The sequence below is a fragment of the Derxia gummosa DSM 723 genome (assembly GCF_000482785.1).
Lineage (GTDB): Bacteria > Pseudomonadota > Gammaproteobacteria > Burkholderiales > Burkholderiaceae_E > Derxia > Derxia gummosa.
The window spans coordinates 202309-225061 of record NZ_AXWS01000015.1 but is presented as its reverse complement, the minus strand read 5'-3'; the positions used below and the strand labels follow the sequence as shown (position 1 = coordinate 225061).

The following is a 22753-nucleotide window of genomic DNA, read 5'->3' as shown; positions in this document are numbered from 1 at the left end:
GCGGCCGGCCCGGTGGGCCGGCTGCCCTCGCTGCCTTCGGTAGCCCGACGGCCGGGCTGCCAACTCAGCCCGCTGCGCGGGCTTCAAACAGGCAGCCCTAAGCCGCTGCGCGGCTTGCCGTCGTCTACCTCGTTCGCTCGGCGCTCCAGACGCCCGCCGCCCCGCCCATCCCCACCCCCGCCCCTCGCTCGGCTACCTGGGCCCATTGGGCCGCTACGCGGCCCTCGGGCTGGCTCGGGGGGCTGGCCCGATGGCTTTGAGCCGGCTTGAGCGAGGGCTTGGCTGCTGGCTTCGGGCCTTGGATTTTCGGGTTGGGGCGAGGCTCGTGCTGGCCGTTGTTGCAGCTACTGCCACAACCGGTGCGATGACCGCGCACGCCATCGCCATCGCCATCGCCATCGCCATCGCCATCGCCATCGCTGTAGCCGTAGCCGTAGCCGTAGCCGTAGCCGTAGCCGTAGCCGTAGCCGTAGCCGTAGCCGTAGCCGTAAGCCAGGGTGACGCCCTCCACCCCAGCCCGAGGGCCGCGCAGCGGCCCAATGGGCGGTGATCGCTTAACGGTGGCGGGGTGCGGGGAGGGGCGTGAGCGGGGCGTCTGGAGCGCCGAGCGAAGGCGACGGGTGGCGGCGAGCGGCGCAGCCGCTCAGGTCCGCATGTCTGAGCCTTGCCCCGTCGGGGCAAGGCGAGTTGGCGGACCGGGCCGCCTCCTGCCGCCGCAGCGAGGGAACCCGCCGCCTCCGGCGGCGGGCGCTCCAGTCGCCCCGCCCACGCCCCTCCCCGTACCCCGCCACAAGCCCCCGCACCCCGCCACAAGCTCAGCGCAACAGCCGCAGCCCCCCGAGCCGCCATGCGAAGAACCCCAGCACATCGGCCCGCTCGTCGAGCCATTGCGCCCGCGTGCTCCCGCCCCCGTGCCCGCCCTGCCAGTCGATGCGCAGCAGCACCGGCGCCGCGTCGCGCTCCGGGTCGGCCGCGCGCAGCCGCGCCGCCATCTTGGCCGCATGCCAGGGCTCGACGCGCGGGTCGTTGATGCCCGCCGTCAGCAGCACGGCCGGATGGCGCTGGCCCGGCAGCACATGCTCGTAGGGACTCATCTCGCGCAGCGCGCGGTAGCCGGCCTCGGTTGTCACGCTGCCGAATTCGGCGATGTTGGGCACGCCGTTGGCGGCGGTCTCGGCGCGCAGCATGTCGAGCAGGCCCGACGACACGACCGCCGCGCCGAACAGCCCCGGCCGCTCAGTGAAGGCCCGCCCGGCCGCGATGCCGCCCGCGCTCGCGCCCCACACGCCGAGCCGCGCCGGCGCGGTCAGGCCGCGCTCGACCAGCGCCTCGGCGCAGGCGATGAGGTCACGCCAGCTGTTGGGCTTGCCCGCGCCCTGCCCGGCCTCGCGCCAGTCGGCGCCGTAGTAGCCGCCGCCGCGCACATTGGCCACGGCAAACACGCCGCCCGCCGCGACCCAGGCGAGGCGCGACGGCGAATACATCGGCTCCTCGGTCTCGCCATAGGCACCGTAAGCCCAGACGATGGCCGGATTGCCGCCGTCGGCCGGCGCGTCGCGGCGGCGCAGCACGGTGAGCGGCACCGGCGCGCCGTCGGCGGCGGGCACGAGCCAGTCGTCGGCCGCGACGTCGGCCGGCGCCGGGCCGGCGGGCTGGAGGCCGGTGTCGCGCGCCGCGCCGTCGGCGCCGATCTCGAAGATGCGGCGCGGCTCGGTCCAGCCTTGCAGGTCGAGCAGCAGGCCGGGCAGGCGGCGGTCGGCGTGGGCGTCGGCGAGCGAGAAGACGCGGCCGGCCGGCAGCGCGACGGCCAGCGCATCCGCCGGACGGTCCGCGTCGCCGTCGGCGAGCGCGTCATCGAGTCGCCACAGCCGCTTGCCCGGCCCCTCGCGCGCTTCGAGATACACGCCGTCGGCCGCCGCCGCGAGGCCGAGCAGCACGCGCGCGCCCTCGGCGACGACCGTCGGCGCGCTCGCGGCGTCGAAGCGCGCGAGCGGTGCCGCGACCAGCCGCCGCCTCGGCGCGCCGGCCTCGGTCAGCGCCCAGGCCCGGCCGCGCGCGAACACGAAGGCCACCACGCCGTCCTCGCGCCGCGCGAGCCGGCGCCATCGCGGGCGGCCGGCGCGCAGATCGTCGAGGCGGGCGTGCCACAGCTCCAGCGTGTCGCCCGCGCCGTCGGCGATGCGCGCGACGGCGTCGCCGTCCTCCGACATCAGCAGCATCGGGAAGCGGATGGCGGGCGGCCCGACCTCGGGCGCGTCGAGCGCCTCGTCGCCGGGCAAGGGCACGAGCCGGGCGGCGGACGCGGGCGCGCCGACCGCGAGCCGCCAGAGCCGGCTGCCGCGATAGCGGTCGGTGGGCGCGGCGTCGGGGCCGGCGACCGGCAGGCGCGCGAACCACAGCTCGCGGCCGTCGGGCGAGAAGCTCACGTCGCCGCGCGCGGTGCCGGCGACCGGCGCGCCGAGTTCGCGTCGCGTGCGCGTGTCGATCAGGTGCATCGCGGCGTTCTCGGCGCCATCGGCCGACAGCCCGTAGGCGACGACGCGGCCGTCGGGCGCGGGCACAAACCAGTCGATCGCGTGCGGCCGGCCGGTGCGGCGCTCCAGCGCGTCGGGATCGACCAGCACGGTCTCGGGCGCGCCGGGCGCGGCGCGGAAGACGAGCCGGTACTGGTTCGCGCCCCGGTCGCGGCGCAGATAGACGAGCGCACCGCCCGGCAGCCGGCGCGGCGCCTCGATGGTGAAGGGCAGCGCCGCCTCGGCCTCGTCGAGCACGCGGCGCAGTCGCTGGCGCTGCGGCATCGCGGCAAGCACGCGGCTCGCGTGCAGACCCTCGACGCGCAGCCAGTCGCGCACGGCCGGATCGCCGAGGTTTTCCATCCAGCGCCAGGGGTCGCGCACGGTGTCGCCGTAATAGAAGTCGGTGACGGGACGCTCGGGCGCGTGCGGCGCGGCGGGTTCCGAAGGCGGCTCGGCGCGCGCGGGGCCGGCGGGCAGCGCGATGGCAAGCAGCCCGGCGACGGACAGCGGCGCGACGGCCGCACGGACCGGGGCCGCCGCGCCGGCGAAGCGCGCCGACCGCGACCGCCGCGCTGGCATTCGGACCGTCATGCGGCTGTGCCCATCTCGAAGCTGTCTCCTTCTGGCCGGGCGCGATGCGCGCCGCGCGCAACGAAGCTAGCCGCGCCGCGCGGCGTGCGTCAACGCGGGCGGCCGGGCCGACACCGCCGGACACGCCGCGCCGCCCGACCCGTCACCGGGCGCGGTTTAGACTCGCCCGCTTCCCGCGCCGCCATCGGCGCGCCGGCCCTCGCGCAGCACCTCACGCCCCGATTTCCGATGTCCCGACTGCCCGCTCCGTCACTCGCGTCCGGCCCGCGTCCTTCTTCGCTCCCGCGTCGCGCGGGCCTCGGCGCGGTCCTGGCCCGGGCCGCGCTGCTCGCCGCCGTCGCGGCGGTCGGGCCCGTCGCGGCCGAGGCCGCCGAAGCCGCCGTCCCGCGCACCCTGCTGCCCGCCTTCACCGCGCGCGACATCCAGGCCGGCTGCGACCGCCAGCTCGCCCGCGCCCGCCAGCTCAAGGCCGCGATCGAGGCCAAGACCGAACCCGCCGGCGTGCTGGCCGAGATCAACGAGCTGTCACGCCAGACCGAAGACTTCTTCGGCCCGCTCGAACTCGTCGCCAACACCTTCACCAGCAAGGCCACGCGCGACGCCGCCGACGCCTGCCTGCTGCGCTACACGCCCTTCACCACCGAGCTGTACCAGAGCGAGGCCATCTACCGCCGCGTACGCGACCTGCCCGCCACCGACGACATCGACGCCGCCTACCGGCGCGACCTGCTCGACGCCTTCGACGACAACGGCGTCAGCCTGCCGCCCGAGCGGCGCGCCCGCGCCAGCGAGCTGCAAAGCCGCCTCAGCGACCTCGGCCAGCAGTTCAGCAAACGGCTGCGCGAAGACCGCACCGTCGTCGTCATGACGCCGGCCGACATGGACGGCCTGCCGCCCGCCTACCTGAAGGCCCGGCAGCGCGACGCGGCCGGCAACTACCTGCTCGACCTGAGCTATCCGCAGTACCGCCCGTTCATGGAACTCGCGCGCCGCGAGGACGCGCGCCGGCGCTACTGGCTCGCCTTCCAGCGCAAGGGCGGCACCGACAACCTCGCCCTGCTCGACCAGCTCGTCGCCACGCGCACCGAACTCGCCGCGCTGCACGGCGATCCCGACTACGCCACCTGGGCGATGCGCCGGCGCATGACCGGCAATCCGCAGACCGTGTTCGACTTTCTCGGCCAGGTCGAGCGCGCCGTGACCGAGGGCGAGAAGGCCGACGTCGCCACCCTGCGCGACGCCAAGGCGCGCGAGCTGGGCAAGCCGCCCGCCGAGGTGCGCATCGAGCGCTGGGACACGGCCTACTACGACACCCTCGTGCGCAAGCAGCGCTTCGACATCGACCAGGACGCGCTGCGCAAGCACTTCCCGACCGAGGCCGCGATCGCTTTCGCGCTGCGCATCAACGAGCAGCTCTACGGCCTGCGCTTCGTCGAGCGCAAGGTGAAGGCCTGGCATCCCGACGTGCGCTACTTCGACGTGTTCGACGCCGACGCCGACGGCAAGCCGGGCGAGTTCGTCGCGGGTGTCTATCTCGACCTGTTCCCGCGCAAGGACAAGTACGCGCACGCGGCGGCGTTCTCGCTGCGCAATGCGTCGGGGCTGCTCGGCCGCCGGCCGCTCGGGGCGCTGGTCACCAACTTCAACCGCGACGGCCTCGACCACGACGAGCTGGAAACGCTGCTGCACGAGTTCGGCCACGTCATGCACGGCGCGCTGTCGCGCACGCGCTGGCTCGACCAGTCGGGCACGGCGGTGAAGCGCGACTTCGTCGAGGCGCCGTCGCAGATGGCCGAGGAATGGGCCTGGCAGCGCGAGTCGCTGGCGCTGTTCGGCCAGCTTTGCAAGACCTGCCCGCCGCTGTCCGACGCGCTGATCGGCAAGCTCCAGGCGGCGCGGCATTTCGGCGCGGGCCTGCGCTATGCGCGCCAGTGGCTGTACGCGAGCTACGACATGCGGCTGTACTCGGGCGCGCCGCAGGACGCCGAGGCGCTGTGGGACCGGCTCGAAGGCGCGACGCCGCTCGGCCATGTGCCCGACACGCTGTTCCCGGCCGGCTTCGAGCACATCGCGAGCGGCGGTTACGCGGCGGGCTACTACGGCTATCTGTGGTCGCAGGTGCTGGCGCTCGACATGGCCTCGGTGTTTCGCGGCGGGCACATGCTCGATCCGGCGCTCGGCCGGCGCTACCGCGACGAGGTGCTGAGCCAGGGCGGACAGCGCGACCCGAAGGCGATGGTCGAGCGCTTCCTCGGCCGGCCGATCAGCAACGCGGCCTTCATGGAGGAACTGGGCGTGCCGGCGGCGCCGGCCGTCCCCGGCGCGGAAGCCGCGCCCACGCCCTCCACGGCAGCCGCGACCGGCGACCGGCCGGTCCACGATGCCGCGCCGGCCACCGCGCCCGAGCGCCGTGCGCCCGCCGCATCCCGCCCCTGATCCATCCGCGCCACCGAACTTCATCCGAGCCGCCCCATGCCCATCGAAAGAGACGCCCTGAGCAGCCAGGCCCCGGCCGAGGCCGCGCGCATCGTCAGCGGCCGCCCGGCCTCGCCCAACGAGGAAGCCTTCGAGCGCGCGCTGCGCCCGAAACAGCTCGACGACTACGTCGGCCAGCAGAAGATCCGCGGCCAGCTCGAAATCTTCATCGAGGCCGCGCGCCGTCGCGCCGAGGCGCTCGACCATGTGCTGCTGTTCGGCCCGCCGGGCCTCGGCAAGACCACGCTCGCCCACATCGTCGCGCGCGAGATGGGCGTGAACCTCAAGCAGACCTCCGGCCCGGTGCTGGAGCGCCCGGGCGATCTCGCGGCCATCCTCACCAACCTCGAAGCCAACGACGTCCTGTTCATCGACGAGATCCACCGGCTCTCGCCCGTGGTCGAGGAAATCCTCTACCCCGCGCTGGAGGACTACCAGATCGACATCATGATCGGCGAGGGCCCCTCGGCGCGCAGCCTCAAGCTCGACCTGCAACCCTTCACGCTGGTGGGCGCCACGACGCGCGCCGGCATGCTCACCAATCCGCTGCGCGACCGCTTCGGCATCGTGGCGCGGCTGGAGTTCTACACGGCCGAGGAGCTGGCCCACATCGTCACGCGCTCGGCCGGGCTGCTCGACACGCGCATCGAGCCCGAGGGCGCGTTCGAGATCGCGCGACGCGCGCGCGGCACGCCCCGCATCGCCAACCGGCTGCTGCGCCGCGTGCGCGACTACGCCGAGGTCAAGGGCAAGGGCGTGGTGACGAAGCCGATGGCCGACGCCGCGCTCGCCATGCTCGACGTCGATCAGGTCGGCTTCGACCTCATGGACCGCGCGCTGCTGGAAGCGGTGCTGCACAAATTCGGCGGCGGGCCGGTCGGCCTCGACAACCTCGCGGCGGCCATCGGCGAGGAGCGCGACACGATCGAGGACGTGATCGAGCCCTATCTGATCCAGCAGGGCTATCTGCAGCGCACGCCGCGCGGGCGCATCGCGACGGCGTCGGCCTATGCGCATTTCGGGCTCGGCGCGCCCGCGCCTTCGACGCCGTCGCTGTGGAAGGACAGCGACAATTAAATGCAACCGGGTTTCGCGAGCCGAAACATTTACTTTCCGCTTACGGCTCGCGGGGCCTCCAGCGCCAAAACCCTCGAATCCGGTCGGTTACAATTTTTCGATGAACTGCTATCGGCACGCCGTCCGCGTCTATTACGAAGACACCGACGCAGGCGGAATCGTCTATTACGCCAACTACCTGCGATTTCTCGAACGCGCCCGCACCGAAATCCTCCGCGCGCACGACATTCACCAAGCGCAATGGATTGCCGATAAGCAACTGGCCTTCGTGGTGCGGCGCGTCGAAGCCGACTACATCGCCCCCGCCAAACTCGACGATGTTCTCGAAATCATCACCCGCGCGGCCGACATTGCCGGCGCGACACTCGATCTGCACCAGGAAATCCGCCGTGACGGCGAATTGCTGCTCGAAGCGCGCGTGCGCCTCGCCTGCCTCGACCTCGCGCGCAACCGCGCGACCCGCCTGCCGGCCGAACTCAAGGCCATCTTCGCGACCGCGCGCTGACGCGGCCGACCGACAACAACCCTCCTCCGCCTGCGCATGAACGCGTCTCCCGAACTGTCGATCATCCATCTCGTGCTCAACGCGAGCCTGCTGGTGCAGGCCGTGATGGCCATCCTCGCGATCATGTCGCTCGGCTCGTGGACGACCATCTTCCGCAAGCTCATGCAGCTGCGGCAGACCAGCGACCAGACCCACCGCTTCGAGGAAGAGTTCTGGTCGGGCGGCGACCTCGGCAAGCTCTACCAGCGCGTGCATGCGCGCCGCGCCGAGGCTGGCACGCTGGAGCGCATCTTCGATGCCGGTATGGGCGAGTTCCTGAAGTGGCGCCAATCGCCGGGGGCCGACCCCGCCGCGATGCTCGACGGCACGCGGCGCGCGATGCGCGTGGCCTTCCAGCGCGAACTGGATGCGCTCGAACGCGGCCTGCCCTTCCTGGCCAACGTGGGTTCGGTGTCGCCGTACATCGGGCTGTTCGGCACGGTGTGGGGGATCATGCATGCCTTCGTCGGCCTGTCGAACGTGCAGCAGGCGACGCTCGCGAGCGTGGCGCCCGGCATCGCAGAAGCACTGGTGGCGACGGCGATCGGCCTGTTCGCGGCGATCCCGGCATTTGTTGCTTACAACCGTTTCACCGCCGACGTCGATCGGCTCGCGAACCGTCTCGACAATTTCGTGGACGAATTTTCCAACGTGCTTCTGCGGCAGAAATAAGCGCTCGCGTCATGGCAAGCCTTCAATCCAGTTCCCGCTCGCGCCGGCGCCGCAGCAAGGCCGAGATCAACGTGGTCCCCTACATCGACGTCATGCTGGTGCTGCTGGTGATCTTCATGGTCACGGCGCCCTTCGTGAATCCGTCGGTGGTCGAGCTGCCTAGCGTGGGCAAGGCGTCGCCGCAGCAGCAGGCCACGCCGCTCGAAGTGATCATCAAGGCCGACGGCCGCACCTACATGCGGCTGCGCGAGCCGGGCGTGCCCGAAACCGCCGCCGATGTCGAGACCATCATCGCCGAGGCCAGGCGCGTGCAGGCCGCGCGGCCCGACACGCCGGTCGTCATCTCCGGCGACAAGAACGTCAAGTACGACACCGTGATCCAGGTGATGGGCGGCCTGCAGCGCGCCGACGTCAAGCGCGTCGCGCTCAACGTGCTGCCCAAGCCCTGACCGTCTTCCCGCCGTGACTCCCACCCTCCAGATGCCGGCCCGCCACGGGCGCCCGGACCGCAGCAACGAACCGGGCTGGACCAAGCCGTTCGCGCTTGCGGTCGGCATGCATGCGCTGCTGTTCGCGCTGCTGGCGATCGGCGTCGCCTGGCATACCGAGGCGCCCGAATCGGTCGAGGCCGAGCTGTGGACCGAGCCGCTCGTGAGCGGCGCGAAGCCACTCGCCCAGCCGGCCGAACAGCCCGAGCCGCCCGTCGAGCAGCAGGCCCAGCCCGAACCCGAGCCGCCGCCCGCGCCACCCGCGCGCGCCGTCGAACTCCCGCGCGAAGTGCCCCCGCCCCCGCCGCCGGTACCGGTCGCGCCCGCCAAGCCCACGCAGGCCGACATCGCGCTCGAACGCCAGCGCAAGGCCGAGCAGGCGCAGAAGGAAGCCGAGGCGGCGGCGGCCGAGCGCAAGCGCATCGAGCAGCAGAAGGCGCTCGAACAGCAGAAGCTCGACGACGCCCGCAAGCGCCAGGAGCAGCTCAAGGCCGACCAGCAGAAGGCCGCGCTCGAACGCCAGAAGGCCGACGACGCCGCGAAGGCCAAGGCCGCCGCCGATGCCAAGGCCAGGGCGGATGCGGCCGCGAAGGCTGCCGCCGACGCCAAGGCGAAGGCCGACGCGGATGCCAAGGCGAAGGCCGATGCCGCCGCCGATGCGAAGGCCAAGGCCGACGCGGACGCGAAAGCCAAGGCCGCTGCCGACGCCAAGGCCAAGGCCGACGCCGCCGCGAAGGCCGCCGACCAGGCCGCCGCCGACAAGCGCTACAAGGAAGGCCTCGCCCGCATGGCCGCGCTTGCGGGCGGCGGCAGCCCGACCGGCGTCGCCGGCGCGACCGGCACGGGCAACGGCGCGTCCGGCTCCGGCCCCAACGACCGCAACGCCGGCCCGCGCGGCGATGGCGGCTACGGCGCCCGCGTCGCGCAGAAGATTCGCGGCAACACGGTTTTCGACGTGCCCGAGTCGCTTTCGGGCAATCCGGCCGTCGTCTATCACGTCACCCTCGACCCGACCGGCGACGTGATGGACATCAGCAAGAAGCAGTCGTCGGGCGTGCCCGGCTTCGACGAGGCGGTCGAGCGCGCGATCCGCAAGAGCGCGCCCTTCCCGCCCGACGCCAGCGGCCGCCCGCCGCGCGAATTCGATGTCTCCCACCGGCCCAAGGACCGTTGATCCCGACATGACCCAACGACGCGACTTCCTCGCCGCCGCCGGCGCGAGCGCTGCCCTCATCGGCGCCGGCCCGGCCGGTGCCCAGCTCAAGATCGACGTGACCGGCGTCGGCGCCCGGCAGATCCCGGTGGCCATCGCCGCGTTCTCGAACGAGCCGGCGCTGGCCGCGCAGAACCTGCCTGCGATCACCGAGGTCGTGCGCGCTGACCTCGTGCGCTGCGGCCTGTTCCGCATCGTCGATGGCGGCAGCCAGATGCTCGACGAGAACAGCAGCATCAACTACGCCGACTGGCGCGGGCGCGGCGCCGACGCGCTCGCGGTCGGCAGCGTGACGCGGCTGGCCGACGGCCGCTTCGACGTGCGTTTCCGGCTGCATGACGTGGCGCGCCAGCAATCGGTCATTGGCACCTCGTTCACTCCGGGCGCCGGCCAGATCCGGCTCGCCGCGCACAAGATTGCCGACCTGATCTACGAGAAGCTCACCGGCGACAAGGGCATCTTCGCGACGCGCATCGCCTACGTGCTCAAGCGCGGCAACCAGTACCAGCTCCAGATCGCGGACAGCGACGGCGAGAACGCCCTGCCCGCGCTCACCTCGCCCGAGCCGATCATCAGCCCGTCGTGGAGTCCGGACGGCACCCAGCTCGCCTACGTCTCGTTCGAGAAGCGCAAGCCGATCGTCTATGCGCATTCGCTGCCCACGGGCCAGCGTCGCGTCGTGGCCGAATTCCGCGGCAGCAACTCGGCGCCCGCCTGGTCGCCCGACGGCCGCAGCATTGCCGTGACGCTCACGCTCAACGGCATGAGCCAGATCTATCTGCTGAGCGCGAGCGGCGGCAGCGCGCCGCGCCGCATCACCAGCTCGAACGCGATCGACACCGAGGCCACCTTCTCGCCGGACGGCGCTTGGATCTACTTCACCAGCGACCGCAGCGGCGGCCCGCAGATCTACCGCATGCCCGCCAACGGTGGCGACGCCCAGCGCCTCACGTTCAAGGGCGACTACCACACGAGCCCGCGCCTGTCGGGCGACGGCAAGCTCATGTCCTACGTCGCGCGCCGCGAGGGCCGCTTCCGCATCGCCGTGATGGACCTCGCCACCAACGATGAGCTGTTGCTCACTGACGGCAACATGGATGAAAGCCCAAGTTTTGCGCCGAACGGCCGCTATCTGCTTTACGCCACGACGGCGGGCGGACGCGACGCACTCGGCATGGTCTCGACCGACGGTCGGGTACGCTCGCGCCTTTCCGTCGTCAGTGGCGACGTCCGTGAGCCGACCTGGGGTCCGTTCATGAACTGAATCCGTGGCATTGCCGCGAGGTGATGCCCGCCCCCGCGCACCGCATCCGCGATGCGCCGTTTACCTGCAGTACCCACTCATCCGCCCAAGCTGCACAAGGAGAATTCCGTGAAGATGCGCACCGCCCTGACCCTGATTGCCCTGGCCGCCCTGGCCGCCTGCTCGAGCAAGGTCCCCGTCGAAACCAAGCCCGCCGCGATCGACACCGCCGCGCCGGCCCCGGCGCCTGCCGCCGGCGCCAAGACCGACCCGCGCGCCGTCGCGCCCGTCGCCGTCGATCCGTTGAACGACCCGCAAAGCCCGCTGGCCAAGCGCAGCGTCTACTTCGACTTCGACAGCTACGCCGTCAAGGCCGACTACCAGGGCACGGTCGACGCGCACGGCAAGTACCTCGCCTCGCGTGCCGATCGCAAGGTCTCGATCGAAGGCAACTGCGACGAGCGCGGCACGCGTGAATACAACCTGGCCCTCGGCCAGAAGCGCGCCGAAGCCGTCCGCAAGGCGCTCACGCTCGTCGGCGCCGCCGACGGCCAGCTCGAAGCCGTCAGCTTCGGCAAGGAAAAGCCGAAGGCGACCGGCCATGACGAAGCCTCGTGGGCCGAAAACCGTCGCGCCGACCTGCGCTACCAGTAAGCAGCAGTAGCGGCGGGGAGTGAGGGCCGCGCGCGAGGGGGCCGGACGTAGAATCGCCCGGTCCCAGCGTCAGCGGCCCAGCTCCTCATGATCCGTAAAGTCCTGCCCGCCGTGGCCATGCTCAGCCTGAGCCTGGCCGCCCTCTCCCCCGCCCATGCCGGCCTCTTCGACGACGACGAAGCCCGCCGCGCCATCCTCGATCTGCGCTCGCAGATCAAATCCACCGGTGACACCGACCGCGACCGCGCCGACGCGCTCGAAAAGCGGCTCACCAAGCTCCAGTTCGACAGCGCCCAGCAGATCGATGGCCTCAATCAGGAAATCGCGCGCCTGCGCGGCGTGATCGAGACCCTGCAACGCGATGTCGCCGACCAGCAGCGCAAGCAGCGCGACTTCTACGCCGACATCGACTCGCGCCTGAAGCGCACCGAGCCGCAGCAGGTCACGATCGACGGCCAGCAGTTCTCGGTGGACCAGGAGCAGATCAAGGCCTACAACGCCGCGTTCGAAGCCTTCCGCCAGAGCCAGTTCCCGCGCGCCGCCGACGGCTTCAGCGGCTTCCTGAGCCGCTATCCCGACAGCCCCTACACCGGCCTCGCCACCTTCTGGCTCGGCAACGCGCAGTTCGCCACGCGCGACTTCGCCAAGGCGATCGACACGCATCGCACCTTCATCAAGGCCTTCCCCGACAGCCCGCGCGTGCCCGATGCGCTGCTCAACATCGGCAACTCGCAGGTCGAGCTGGCCGACAAGAAGAACGCGCGCACGACCTTCATGGCGATCACCATCAAGTACCCGGACTCGCCCGCCGCCGCGAGCGCGAAGGACCGGCTCGCCACCCTCAAGCCCTGAACGACATGAGCGAAACCCAGAAGCGCCCCGCCGTCGTGCTGCTGTCGGGCGGCATGGATTCCGCCACCGTGCTCGCGATCGCGCGCGAGCAGGGCTTCGACTGCCATGCGCTGTCGATGCACTACGGCCAGCGCCACAGCGCCGAACTCGATGCCGCGCGCAAGGTCGCGGTGGCACTCGGCGCCGTGCGCCATGAAGTCGTGAGCCTCGACCTGTCGCATCTTTTCCACGGCCCGCACGGCTCGGCGCTGACCGATACCGGCATCGAGGTGCCGACTTCGCCCGCTGCCGCCGGCACCATCCCCGTCACCTACGTGCCGGCGCGCAACACGATCATGCTGTCGATCGCGCTGGGCTGGGCCGAGGTGATCGGCGCGACGGACATCTTCTTCGGCGCGAACGCCGTCGATTACTCGGGCTATCCGGATTGCCGACCGGCCTATGTCAACGCCTACACGACGCTCGCCAACCTCGCGACAAAGGCCGGCGTCGAAGGCCAGAGCATGAAGATTCATGCGCCGATCATCGACCTGTCCAAGGCCGACATCGTGAAGCGCGGCATGGAACTGGGCGTCAATTTCGGCATGACGGTGTCGTGCTACCAGGCCGATGCCGAGGGCCGTGCCTGCGGCAAGTGCGATGCCTGCCGCCTGCGCCGCCAGGGCTTTCTCGACGCGGGCACGATCGACCCGACGCGCTATCGCGATGCCTGAACTAGCCAGCGGTTTTGACCATTCAAAGCTCGGCTGGCTATAATTTTCGGCTGTCTTGCGCGGTTCGACCGCGCTTTGGCAGAAGTAGCGGGGCTGTGGGTCGTTAGCTCAGTCGGTAGAGCAGCGGACTTTTAATCCGTTGGTCGCGTGTTCGAGTCACGCACGACCCACCAGCAGTAATGACAAATTTGCAACGCAGCACTTGCAAGAGTCGAAACAGTCGTTATACTCGCAGTCTTTCCTGCTTCACGGCAGGCTTGCCAAGCAAGCAGTAGTGCAGCTTGCAGGCAATTGGGGGCTCTTAGCTCAGTTGGTAGAGCAGCGGACTCTTAATCCGTTGGTCGAGTGTTCGAGTCACTCAGGGCCCACCAAATTCCCCTTCCGCCGTTTTCGCGCGGGTCCCAAAGCCTGGTTCAGTTTGCGATTGGTGTCGCAATAGAATCTGGCGTTGTGCGCAAGCCTTCGCTCGATTGACTGGCCATGTCGATACTCGCCCTCGGGCTCAATCACAACACTGCTCCGGTCGCCATCCGCGAACGTGTCAGTTTCTCGCCCGAGACCCTCGGTTCCGCCCTTTCCGCGCTTCGTTCGGCCTTCTCGCGTCCCGCGCCTGAAGTCGCGATCGTCTCGACCTGCAATCGCACCGAGCTGTATTGCGCGTCGCAGTGCGACATGGATGTCGCGCGCATCGGCGGCTGGCTGGCCGACTGGCATCAGCTCGATCAGCACTCGCTCCAGAGCCATCTCTACACGCTGCCGCAGGAACAGGCCGTGCGCCACGCCTTCCGCGTCGCGAGCGGGCTCGATTCGATGGTGCTCGGCGAGCCGCAGATCCTCGGCCAGATGAAGCAGGCGGCGCGCGCCGCCGAAGCCAGCGGATCGCTCGGCTCGATGCTCGGCCAGCTGTTCCAACGCACCTTCGCGGTGGCGAAGGAAGTCCGCACGCATACCGAGATCGGCGCGCATTCCATCAGCATGGCCGCCGCCGCCGTGCGGCTCGCGCAGCGCATCTGGCCTCGGCTCGACGAGCTGAACGTGCTCTTCGTCGGCGCGGGCGAGATGATCGACCTCACGGCGACGCACTTCGCGGCCCAGCATCCGCGCAACATCGTCATCGCCAACCGCACGCTTGAACGCGGCCATGCGCTGGCCGAGAAGTTCGGCGCGAGCGCGATGCGCCTGAGCGACCTGCCCCAGCGCATCGCCGAATTCGACATCGTCGTCTCGTGCACGGCCTCGACGCTGCCGATCATCGGCCTCGGCCTCATGGAGCGCGCGCTCAAGGCGCGCCGCCACAAGCCCGTCTTCATGGTCGATCTGGCCGTGCCGCGCGACATCGAGCCCGAAGTCGCGCGCATGCCCGACGTCTATCTCTACACGGTCGATGACCTCGGCGAGGCGGTGCGGGAAGGCATGAACCAGCGCCAGCTCGCCGTCACGCAGGCCGAAGCCATCATCGAGACGCGCGTGCAGGGCTTCATGGCCTGGCTGGAGCGACGCGGCAACGTGCCCGTCATCAACCAGGTGCGCGAGGCCGGCGAGGCGCTGCGCGACGACGAACTCGCGCGCGCCCGCCGCCTGATCGCCGCCGGCCATTCGCCCGACGACGTGATGGAGCAGCTCGCGCGCCGGCTCACCAGCAAGTTCATGCACCGCCCGCTCGCCGCGCTCAACGAGGCCACGGGCGAGCCACGCGAGCGCCTGCTCGACGCCGTCCCGCAACTCTTTCCGCTCGACGCGCAGCCACGCGGCCGCCGGCGCTAGCAAAGGCGCGCCATGAAGGCCTCCATGCAGGCCAGGCTGGACCAGCTCTGCGTCCGCCTGAGCGAAATCGAACTTGCCTTGCAGGACCCGGCGGTCGTCAACGACATGACCGAGTACCGCAAGCTCACGCGCGAGAACGCCGACCTCGGCACCGTCGTCGCGCGCTACCGCGACTGGAAGACCGCCGTCGCCGACCTCGCCGCCGCCGACGAGATGCTGCGTGACCCCGAGCTGCGCGACTTCGCCGCCGCCGAGGTCGAGGCCGCGCGCGAGCGCATCGACGCGACCGAGCGCGAGCTGCAAACCCTCTTGCTGCCGCGCGACCCCAACGACGACCGCCCCGTCCTGCTCGAAATCCGCGCCGGCACCGGCGGCGACGAATCCGCCCTGTTCGCCGGCGATCTGCTGCGCATGTATCTGCGCTACGCCGAGCGCCTCGGCTGGCGCACCGAAATCCTGTCCGCCTCGCAATCGGAACTCGGCGGCTACCGCGAAGTCATCGTGCGCATCGAGGGCGACGGCGCCTACAGCCATCTCAAGTTCGAGAGCGGCGCCCACCGCGTGCAGCGCGTGCCGGCCACCGAGGCGCAGGGCCGCATCCACACCTCAGCCTGCACCGTGGCCGTGCTGCCCGAGGCCGACGAGGTGGACGTGCAGATTTCGCCCGACGAGCTGCGCATCGACGTGTTCCGCGCCAGCGGCGCCGGCGGCCAGCACATCAACAAGACCGAATCGGCGGTGCGCATCACCCACCTGCCGACCGGGCTGGTGGCCGAATGCCAGGACGACCGCTCGCAGCACCGCAACAAGGACAAGGCGATGAAGGTGCTCGCCTCGCGCCTGCGCGACCTGCGCGTGCGCGAGCAGCAGGGCCGCGAGGCCGCGACGCGCAAGAGCCTCGTCGGCAGCGGCGACCGCAGCGAGCGCATCCGCACCTACAACTTCCCGCAGGGCCGGCTCACCGACCACCGCATCAACCTCACGCTCTACCGGCTCGACGGGATCATGGAAGGCGAGCTGGACGAGGTGACGGCCGCACTGCGCGCCGAGCACCAGGCCGAGCAGCTCGCGGCGCTCGGGCAGGACTGACGGCCGCGCGCCTGATCGCCGCCCGGACGCCCGCGGCCGGCATCGCCTGACCGCACTCGCCACGCAACACCCCACGCCGCGCTGGCATCACCCGCCGTTCAGCCCAGCCGCTCCGCCGGCACCGCGTCGAACCACGCACGCGGCAGACCTGACTCCTTCAGCACCCGCACCCAGTCGAACGCCGGCCCCGGATCGGTCTTGCGCACCGGCGCAACGTGCTCGTGCCCAGCCACGCCGTTCACCGCCGGATGCGCCGCCGCAAGCGCTTGCAGCAGCGGCCCGAGCGCCGCGTACTGGCGCTCGTCATACGGCAGATCGTCGGTGCCCTCGATCTCGATGCCGATGGAAAAGTCGTTGCAGCGCTCGCGCCCGCGCCATTGCGACAGGCCCGCATGCCAGGCGCGCAGCCCCGTCGGCACGAACTGCACGACCGCGCCGTCGCGCCGCAGCAGGAAGTGCGCGGACACCCGCATGTGCCGGATCGATTCCAGGAAGGCATCCCCGCGCGGATCGAGCCGGCCGAGGAAGAAATCGCAGATCTCCTCGCCGCCGAAGCGCCCCGGCGGCAGGCTGATGTTGTGCAGCACGATCAGCTCGACCCGCATGCCCTCGGGCCGCATGTCGTGATGCGGCGAGGCGAGCTGGCGCGCGGGTGCGCAGCGGCCGTCGGCGTCGATGTGGAAATGCGTCATCTCAGCCGATGTCGAGCTGCTGCATGCGGTAGCGCAGCTGGCGGAAGGTGAGGCCGAGCAGGCGCGCGGCGGCGGTGCGGTTGTGGCGCGTCTCCTCCAGCGCCTGCCGGATGATGTCGCGCTCGATGCGCTCCAGATGCTCGGGCAGCGAGAGCGGAAAGCTCACGCGGCCGGCGGCCGAGCCGGACTCGGCGAAGACGCCGGCCGGCCCGTCCGCGCCCGCGAGGCCGTCGGCGAAGTCGGCGCGCACGGGTGGCGTGCGGTCGTCCTCGGGGCCGTCGTCGCCGTCGGGACCGGGCATGGAGGGCAGCCGGATCGTCGGCCAGTCGTCACGAGCGAGCGACACCGCCGATGCGGGTGGCGCGGCGGCCGGCGCACGTGGCGCTGACGGCGACGCCCACTGCGGCTGCGCCGACGGCGGCTCGCGCCGCTCGGTGCCGTCCGCGCCGGCCATGCGCGCCGGCATCGCCATGTCGAGCGAATCGATCTCGGTGCCGAGGCTCAGCGCACTCGCGCGTTCGAGGATGTTCTCCAGCTCGCGCACGTTGCCCGGGAAGTCGTAGGCGCGCAGCGTCGCCATCGCGGCCGGCGTCAGGCGTTTGGGCGCCATGCGCTCGCGCTCGGCCAGGCGGTCGAGGAGGGTGGCGACGAGATCGTCGAGGTCTTCGCGGCGCTCTCGCAGCGGCGGCACCTTCAGCTCCAGCACATTCAGGCGGTAGAACAGGTCGGAGCGGAACAGCCCTTCGGCCACGCGCGCCGGCAGGTCGCGGTGGGTGGCGCTGATGATGCGCACGTCCACCGGCTCCTCGCCGTTGCCGCCCAGACGCCGGATGCGCCGTTCCTGGATCGCGCGCAGCAGCTTCACCTGCATCGACAGCGGCAGCTCGCCCACCTCGTCGAGCAGCAGCGTGCCGCCGCGCGCGGCCTGGAAGAAGCCTTCGCGGTCGCCGTCGGCGCCGGTGAAGGCGCCCTTGCGGTAGCCGAAGAACTCGGCCTCCATGAGCGTTTCGGGAATCGCGCCGCAGTTGACGGCCACGAAGGGCTTGGCGGCGCGCGCGCTGCATTCGTGGATGGCGCGCGCCACCACTTCCTTGCCCGAGCCCGATTCGCCGTGGATGGCGACCGGCGCCATGCTCAGCGCGAGCCGGCGCGCGAGTTCGCGCAGCCGCGCCATCGCGGGCGAGCGGCCGATGAGCCAGCGGCCCACGTCGCCGCCGGTGCTGGCGCTCGCGGCCGGCGCGCTCTCGTCTGGCGAGCGCAGCGCCGAGGCGACGGTGGTGCGCAGCTGGTCGAGCGCGACCGGCTTGGTCAGATAGTCGAAGGCGCCGGCCTTGAGCGCGGCCACGGCGCTCTCGGCGCTGCCGAAGGCCGTGAGCACCGCGATCGGCAGCGCCGGCAGGCGCTCGGCCACCTCGCGCACGAGGTCGATGCCGTCGCCGTCGGGCAGGCGCATGTCGGTCAGGCAGAGCGCGTAGGCGTGGCGCGCGAGCAGGTCGCGGGCGCGCGCGAGCGTGGGCGCCGAATCGACGTCGAGGCCCATCTTGATGAGCGTGAGTTCGAGCAGTTCGAGCAGGTCAGGCTCGTCATCGACGACGAGCACGCGCTGCGGCTGCCAAGTCTTGCTGGTCATGAGGCTTCCTGTGCGAGCGCGGCGGGCAGGCGCAGCGCGAAGCAGGCGCCGCGATGGCGGCCCTGGCCGCCGCCCGGCGATTGCAGCACCAGTGTCGCGCCGTTGGCGCTGGCCAGTTCGCGCGACAGATAGAGTCCGAGGCCCGTGCCCTTGCGGTGCGTGGTGAAGAAGGGTTCGAACAGCTTGCGCAGATGTTCGGGTGCGACGCCTTCGCCATCGTCGGCCACGAGCAGCACCGAGCCGCCGCCGGCGCCCAGACGCAGCTGCACCGCGATCGCGCCCGGCGTCGCGCTCGCATGGCGCAGCGCGTTGGCGAGCAGGTTGCCGACGATGCGGCCGAAGTGCATGCGGTCGAAGCGCAGCGTGGCGTCGGCCGGCACGTCGATGCTCACGCGCGCCCGCGCCTCGGGGCCGCCGGGCAGCAGCTCGGCCACGGCGGTGTCGATCGCGTCGCGCAGGCGCAGCGTCTCGGGCTCGATGCGCGTGCTCTGCGACACCGACAGGATGTCCTCGACGATGCGGTCGATGCGGCGCGCGTTGTCGCCCACGATGTCGTGCAGGCGCGCGTCGATCGGGTCGGCGCTCTCGCGCAGCAGCGCGTTGGCATGCGCGATGGCAGCGAGCGGATTGCGGATCTCGTGCGCGATGCTGGCCGTCAGCCGCCCCATCGAGGCGAGCTTGAGTTGGCTGGCCTGGGTTTCGGTCTCGGCCAGATCCTCGATGTATATGACGAGCGGCGCGTCGCCCGTGCCGATCGCGCCGCCCAGGCCCACGGGCCTCAGCCTCAGCTTGCGCGGGCCGGCGCCCGGCGCCTCGTCGTCGGGCGGCAGCGTGAGCATCACCGCCGGCGGCAGGCCGCGCGCCTGGTTGCGCACCCAGGTCTGGAGCAGCGTCGCCAGCTCCCACCAGTGGCCGCCGTTGCTCATGGCGGTGCGGCCTTCGAGCGCCGCCAGCTCGCGGCCGAGCAGCCGGCGCGCCGCCGGATTGGACAGCTGGATGTGCGCGTCGCGGCCGATGATGAGCACGCCCTGCGACATCGCCTCGATCACGGTGGCGTTGACGCGGAACTGCGCGTTCAGCTCGGCCGCCGTGGCCGCCACCAGCGATTCCTGCGAGCGCACGCGCTGGGCCAGCTGGGTGAGCACCAGCGCCACGACGAACATCGTCGCGCCCAGCAGACCCGACTCGAAATACGCCACCTCACCCAGCGAGAGCAGGTCGCGCACCACCGTGTCGCCCACGATCGCGATGCTCGCCACCGCCGCGATCAGCAGCGCGAACGAGCGCTCCAGCAGCAGCGACGACGTCACCAGCGGCGCGAAGAACAGCGCCACCAGCCCGCCGCGCACCCCGCCCGATACCGATTGCAGCAGCACCATCGCCACCAGGTCGGCCACGACGCCGACGCGGGTCTGGAGCCGCGCCGTGCCCGGGCGCAGATACACCACGTTGAGCGCCGCCAGCGAGAACAGGCAGTAGCCGATCAGCGCCGACACGCCGGTCGGCCGGGTCGCCACCTCCAGCCGCTGGGCCGAGGCCAGCGCCGTCAGCCCGAAGGCGAGCACGCAGCGCACCACGCAGGCCATGCGGGCGCGCTTGAGCGCGAGCTGCTCGGGGTTGTCGCTGCCGAAGGGTGCGGCAGACAACGGGACCGACACCTGCGACATTCCCGCTCAGTGCGCGGGCTTGCCGCGCAGCCTGCCCACCAGCGTCACGCCGGCCAGCACCAGCGCGCCGGCCACCACGCCCACCAGCCCGTTGAAGGCCATCGGCGCGAGGCCCGAGAACAGCTGGCCCGCCGGCCAGTGGCGCACGCCCTCGGCCAGCACCTCTTCAAGGTGATGCGCGGCCGGGAAACCGTGGGCGAGGATGCCACCGCCGACGAGGAACATCGCCACCATGCCCGCCGCCGACAGCCCCTTCATGAGCCAGGGCGCGCCCGCGAGCATCAGCCGGCCCAGCGCCGCGCCCGCGCCGCCGCGCCGCGCGAGCCACAGGCCGGCGTCGTCGATCTTCACGATCGCGGCGACGAAGCCGTACACGCCCACCGTCATCACCAGCGCGATGCCGACCAGCACCAGCACCCGCGTCATGAGGGAGGCGTCGGCCACCGCGCCGAGCGTGATCGCGATGATCTCGGCCGAGAGGATGAAGTCGGTGCGGATCGCGCCCTTGATCTTGTCCTTCTCGTAAGCCACGAGGTCGAGGTTCGGGTCGGCCACGGCGCGCGCGAGTTCCTCGCGCTCGGCGGCTTCGTCGGCGCCGGGGTGCAGGAACTTGTGCGCCAGCTTCTCGAAGCCCTCGAAGCACAGGAAGGCGCCGCCCACCATGAGCAGCGGCGTCACAGCCCAAGGCGCGACCGCGCTGATGAGCAGCGCCGCCGGCACCAGGATGGCCTTGTTGCGCAACGAGCCCAGCCCCACCGCCCACACCACGGGCAGCTCGCGGTCGGCGCTCACGCCCGTGACCTGCTGGGCGTTGAGCGCGAGGTCGTCGCCGAGCACGCCGGCGGTCTTCTTGGCCGCGACCTTGGTCAGCAGCGCGACATCGTCGAGCACGGTCGCGATGTCATCGATGAGGGCTAACAGGCTGGAGGCGGCCATGCGCGAAGGCTCCGGTGGGCGGTTGAAAGACTGGCGCGGAATCTCTCACATCCGGCCCGACCGCGCGCCGCGTCGGGACAAGGCGATCGCTTCGCGGCCGGATGCCGCCGGCGCGCATCCCCGCAGGCGCGATGCCGGACGCCATCCGCCGGCCGCGCCGTCGACGGCGGAGCAAGTGATACCTGCGCGTAACCGCCTGTCACCTGCGCGGCGCGCGGCCGCCTGGCCAAGCTTGCGCGCATCGAACAACACCCGGCGCCAGCCAGCGAACGCGAGGCGCTCCCGACAGGAAAGCCGTCATGACCTTCCAGACCCGCCTTGCCGTCCCCGGCTCCGAACTCGGCTTCGCCCTCGCCCGCCTCGACCTCTGGTGCGCCGAGGCCCAGGCCCTGAACGACGACGACCGCCACGGCCGCGCCCTGCGGCTGAGCGTGGCGCGCTGGCACTACCTGCGCGCCGCCATCAGCGCCGACACCGGCACGATGGCCGCCGGCCTCGCCGACATGGCGGTCGAGATCGCCCTCGTCGCCGACGAACTCACGCTTGCGATCGCCCGCATCGATGCCGACCGCAGCAGCCGCCGCCTCGCCGACGATCCCGAATTCGACGATCCGGCCCAGCGCCTGCGCCGACGCCAGTCGCTCGCGGCGCGGCTCGACCTCGTCAGGCTGATCGCGGAATCGGCCACGGCGGTGCTGCGCCACCTGGTTGGCGAGCCGCCGTCGGGCCGCGCCGATCCGGACAGCCGCCAGGCCGGGGACGGCAAGCCGCTCATGCTCGACCTGCCGCACATCCAGTTCCAGCCCGATCGCGGTGCCGCCTGCAACGCCGAGCGGCTGTTCGAGCGCGCTGCGCGCCAGGGCTGAGACGCCTCCCGCCCGGCGGACATCAAACGGCATGCCTCGCCGAGCGGTCGCCCATCCTGACCCGTCGCGGTGGCCGTGCCCGAGCCGCCCTCAGCCGCGCGCCAGATGCACGAGCGTGATCGCCAGCGGCGTGGTGATGGCGCCAAGCGCCGTGCCCAGCACGATCGCGCCCGCCACCGCGCCCTGCATCGTCCTGAACTGCTGGGCCATCAGATAGACGTTCGAGCCGGTTGCGAGCGACGTCATCAGCACCGCCACCGCCGTCTCCATCGGCCCCATGCCGAGCGCGAGCGCGATGCCCAGCGCCACCAGCGGCTGCGCCACGAGCTTGAAGCCGACGATCGCGAGCGACCGCCCCAGCTCCTCGCGCAGCCCATACTCGACGATGCCCATGCCCAGCGCGATCAGCGACAGCGGCGCGGCGGCGTCGCCGATCATCGCCAGCGTCCGGTCCACCGGCGCGGGCAGCTCCAGCCGCGTGCTGCCGAACAGGCTGCCCAGCAGGATCGCCGCCACCAGCGGATTGGTCAGCACGCTCTTCACCACCTTGGCGAAGCCGGCCGGCGATACCGAGCCGTGGCGCGACCATTCGACCGACACGGTCACGAGCGTCCACAGCGTGAGCGAGTTGAACACCAGCACCAGCGCCACGCCGGGCAGCGCCGCGTCGCCGAGCAGCACGCGCGCCAGCGGGATGCCGAGCATCACGTTGTTGGGAAACACGCCGCCGAGCGCGAACACCGACTGCGCCTCGCCGTCCATGCCGAAGCCCTTCCAGCCCGCGAGCCGCGCCAGCGCGAACACCACGAACACGCTGCCGAAATAGGCCGCGAGCAGCCGCCCGTCCACCGGCGGCAGCTTCGACAGCCCCGCCATCAGCCGGAACAGCAGCGCCGGCAGCCCGATGCCGAACACGAAGCGCAGCAGCGTGCGCGCGGCCTCGTCGCCCCAGCCGGCCCAGCGCGCGAGGCACCAGCCCAGCAGCACCAGCGAGAACAGCGGGAAGGCGAGGAAGAGGTTGTCGAGGAAGGCGGTCATGCAAGCGTGGCGTAAGCGGCGGCCGCGCATTGC

19 protein-coding genes and 2 tRNA genes are annotated in these 22753 nt (G+C 71.4%); 15 read left to right on the top strand and 6 right to left on the bottom strand.

The annotated features are described in order from the left end of the window. Positions 1-815: 815 nt before the first annotated feature. The gene (locus H566_RS27655) at positions 816-3107 is read right to left on the bottom strand and encodes a prolyl oligopeptidase family serine peptidase (RefSeq protein ID WP_084545206.1); all 2292 of its coding nucleotides are present in this window, start codon (positions 3105-3107) and stop codon (positions 816-818) included. Between the two features lie 228 nt (positions 3108-3335). Between H566_RS27655 and H566_RS25850 the strand changes: the two genes are divergently transcribed. The 14 genes from H566_RS25850 to prfA all read left to right on the top strand — a co-directional run bounded on the left by H566_RS25850 (position 3336) and on the right by prfA (position 15891). After that, complete coding sequence (locus tag H566_RS25850) at positions 3336-5543, top strand: M3 family metallopeptidase (protein ID WP_051378882.1); 2208 nt, start codon at positions 3336-3338, stop codon at positions 5541-5543. 36 nt (positions 5544-5579) lie between these two features. Beyond that, positions 5580-6659: a Holliday junction branch migration DNA helicase RuvB gene (ruvB, locus tag H566_RS0116475; protein WP_034412008.1), complete on the top strand. Its 1080-nt coding sequence runs from the start codon at positions 5580-5582 to the stop codon at positions 6657-6659. 100 nt (positions 6660-6759) lie between these two features. Then, on the top strand, positions 6760-7164 hold the full coding sequence (ybgC, locus tag H566_RS0116470) for a tol-pal system-associated acyl-CoA thioesterase (protein WP_028312288.1): 405 nt from the start codon (positions 6760-6762) through the stop codon (positions 7162-7164). A 36-nt stretch (positions 7165-7200) separates the two neighbouring features. Then, positions 7201-7875: a protein TolQ gene (gene tolQ / locus H566_RS0116465; RefSeq protein WP_028312287.1), complete on the top strand. Its 675-nt coding sequence runs from the start codon at positions 7201-7203 to the stop codon at positions 7873-7875. An 11-nt stretch (positions 7876-7886) separates the two neighbouring features. Beyond that, entirely contained in the window at positions 7887-8324 is a 438-nt protein-coding gene (gene tolR / locus H566_RS0116460) for a protein TolR (protein ID WP_028312286.1), read from the top strand. Between the two features lie 13 nt (positions 8325-8337). After that, positions 8338-9537 (top strand): cell envelope integrity protein TolA, encoded by a 1200-nt coding sequence (gene tolA / locus H566_RS25845; RefSeq protein ID WP_245591390.1) that lies wholly within the window; start codon positions 8338-8340, stop codon positions 9535-9537. Positions 9538-9544: 7 nt separating this feature from the next. Further along, entirely contained in the window at positions 9545-10840 is a 1296-nt protein-coding gene (tolB, locus tag H566_RS0116450; protein ID WP_028312285.1) for a Tol-Pal system beta propeller repeat protein TolB, read from the top strand. 114 nt (positions 10841-10954) lie between these two features. Beyond that, a complete protein-coding gene (gene pal, locus H566_RS0116445; protein WP_034412058.1) occupies positions 10955-11473 on the top strand; it encodes a peptidoglycan-associated lipoprotein Pal in 519 nt (172 codons plus the stop codon). A gap of 87 nt (positions 11474-11560) precedes the next feature. Continuing rightward, a complete protein-coding gene (ybgF, locus tag H566_RS0116440; RefSeq protein WP_028312283.1) occupies positions 11561-12325 on the top strand; it encodes a tol-pal system protein YbgF in 765 nt (254 codons plus the stop codon). A 5-nt stretch (positions 12326-12330) separates the two neighbouring features. Beyond that, positions 12331-13038, top strand: a complete 708-nt coding sequence (queC, locus tag H566_RS0116435; RefSeq protein ID WP_034412006.1) for a 7-cyano-7-deazaguanine synthase QueC — start codon at positions 12331-12333, stop codon at positions 13036-13038. 97 nt (positions 13039-13135) lie between these two features. After that, positions 13136-13211: transfer RNA gene (locus H566_RS0116430), tRNA-Lys, on the top strand. A 122-nt stretch (positions 13212-13333) separates the two neighbouring features. Further along, positions 13334-13409 (top strand) — tRNA-Lys (locus H566_RS0116425). Positions 13410-13512: 103 nt separating this feature from the next. Next, positions 13513-14802 carry a glutamyl-tRNA reductase gene (gene hemA, locus H566_RS0116420; RefSeq protein ID WP_211238112.1) on the top strand — a complete coding sequence of 430 codons (1290 nt, stop codon included), beginning with the start codon at positions 13513-13515 and terminating at the stop codon, positions 14800-14802. 12 nt (positions 14803-14814) lie between these two features. Then, positions 14815-15891, top strand: a complete 1077-nt coding sequence (gene prfA, locus H566_RS0116415; protein WP_028312280.1) for a peptide chain release factor 1 — start codon at positions 14815-14817, stop codon at positions 15889-15891. Between the two features lie 98 nt (positions 15892-15989). On the opposite strand, the gene ampD is transcribed toward prfA, so the two are convergent. Genes ampD through H566_RS0116395 form a run of 4 tightly spaced genes read right to left on the bottom strand, consistent with a single transcriptional unit; the run spans position 15990 to position 20816 of the window. Continuing rightward, the gene (gene ampD / locus H566_RS0116410) at positions 15990-16583 is read right to left on the bottom strand and encodes a 1,6-anhydro-N-acetylmuramyl-L-alanine amidase AmpD (RefSeq protein WP_028312279.1); all 594 of its coding nucleotides are present in this window, start codon (positions 16581-16583) and stop codon (positions 15990-15992) included. Between the two features lies 1 nt (position 16584). After that, entirely contained in the window at positions 16585-18213 is a 1629-nt protein-coding gene (locus tag H566_RS0116405) for a sigma-54-dependent transcriptional regulator (protein ID WP_028312278.1), read from the bottom strand. After that, positions 18210-19859, bottom strand: a complete 1650-nt coding sequence (locus H566_RS25840) for a sensor histidine kinase (RefSeq protein ID WP_156924470.1) — start codon at positions 19857-19859, stop codon at positions 18210-18212. The genes H566_RS0116405 and H566_RS25840 overlap by 4 nt, the downstream gene beginning before the upstream one ends. A 27-nt stretch (positions 19860-19886) precedes the next feature. Further along, positions 19887-20816 (bottom strand): DUF808 domain-containing protein, encoded by a 930-nt coding sequence (locus H566_RS0116395; RefSeq protein ID WP_028312277.1) that lies wholly within the window; start codon positions 20814-20816, stop codon positions 19887-19889. A 299-nt stretch (positions 20817-21115) separates the two neighbouring features. Between H566_RS0116395 and H566_RS0116390 the strand changes: the two genes are divergently transcribed. Next, on the top strand, positions 21116-21682 hold the full coding sequence (locus tag H566_RS0116390) for a hypothetical protein (RefSeq protein WP_028312276.1): 567 nt from the start codon (positions 21116-21118) through the stop codon (positions 21680-21682). A gap of 90 nt (positions 21683-21772) precedes the next feature. Here H566_RS0116390 and H566_RS0116385 read toward each other — a convergent pair whose 3' ends face one another. Continuing rightward, complete coding sequence (locus H566_RS0116385; RefSeq protein WP_028312275.1) at positions 21773-22720, bottom strand: AEC family transporter; 948 nt, start codon at positions 22718-22720, stop codon at positions 21773-21775. Between the last annotated feature and the right edge of the window lie 33 nt (positions 22721-22753).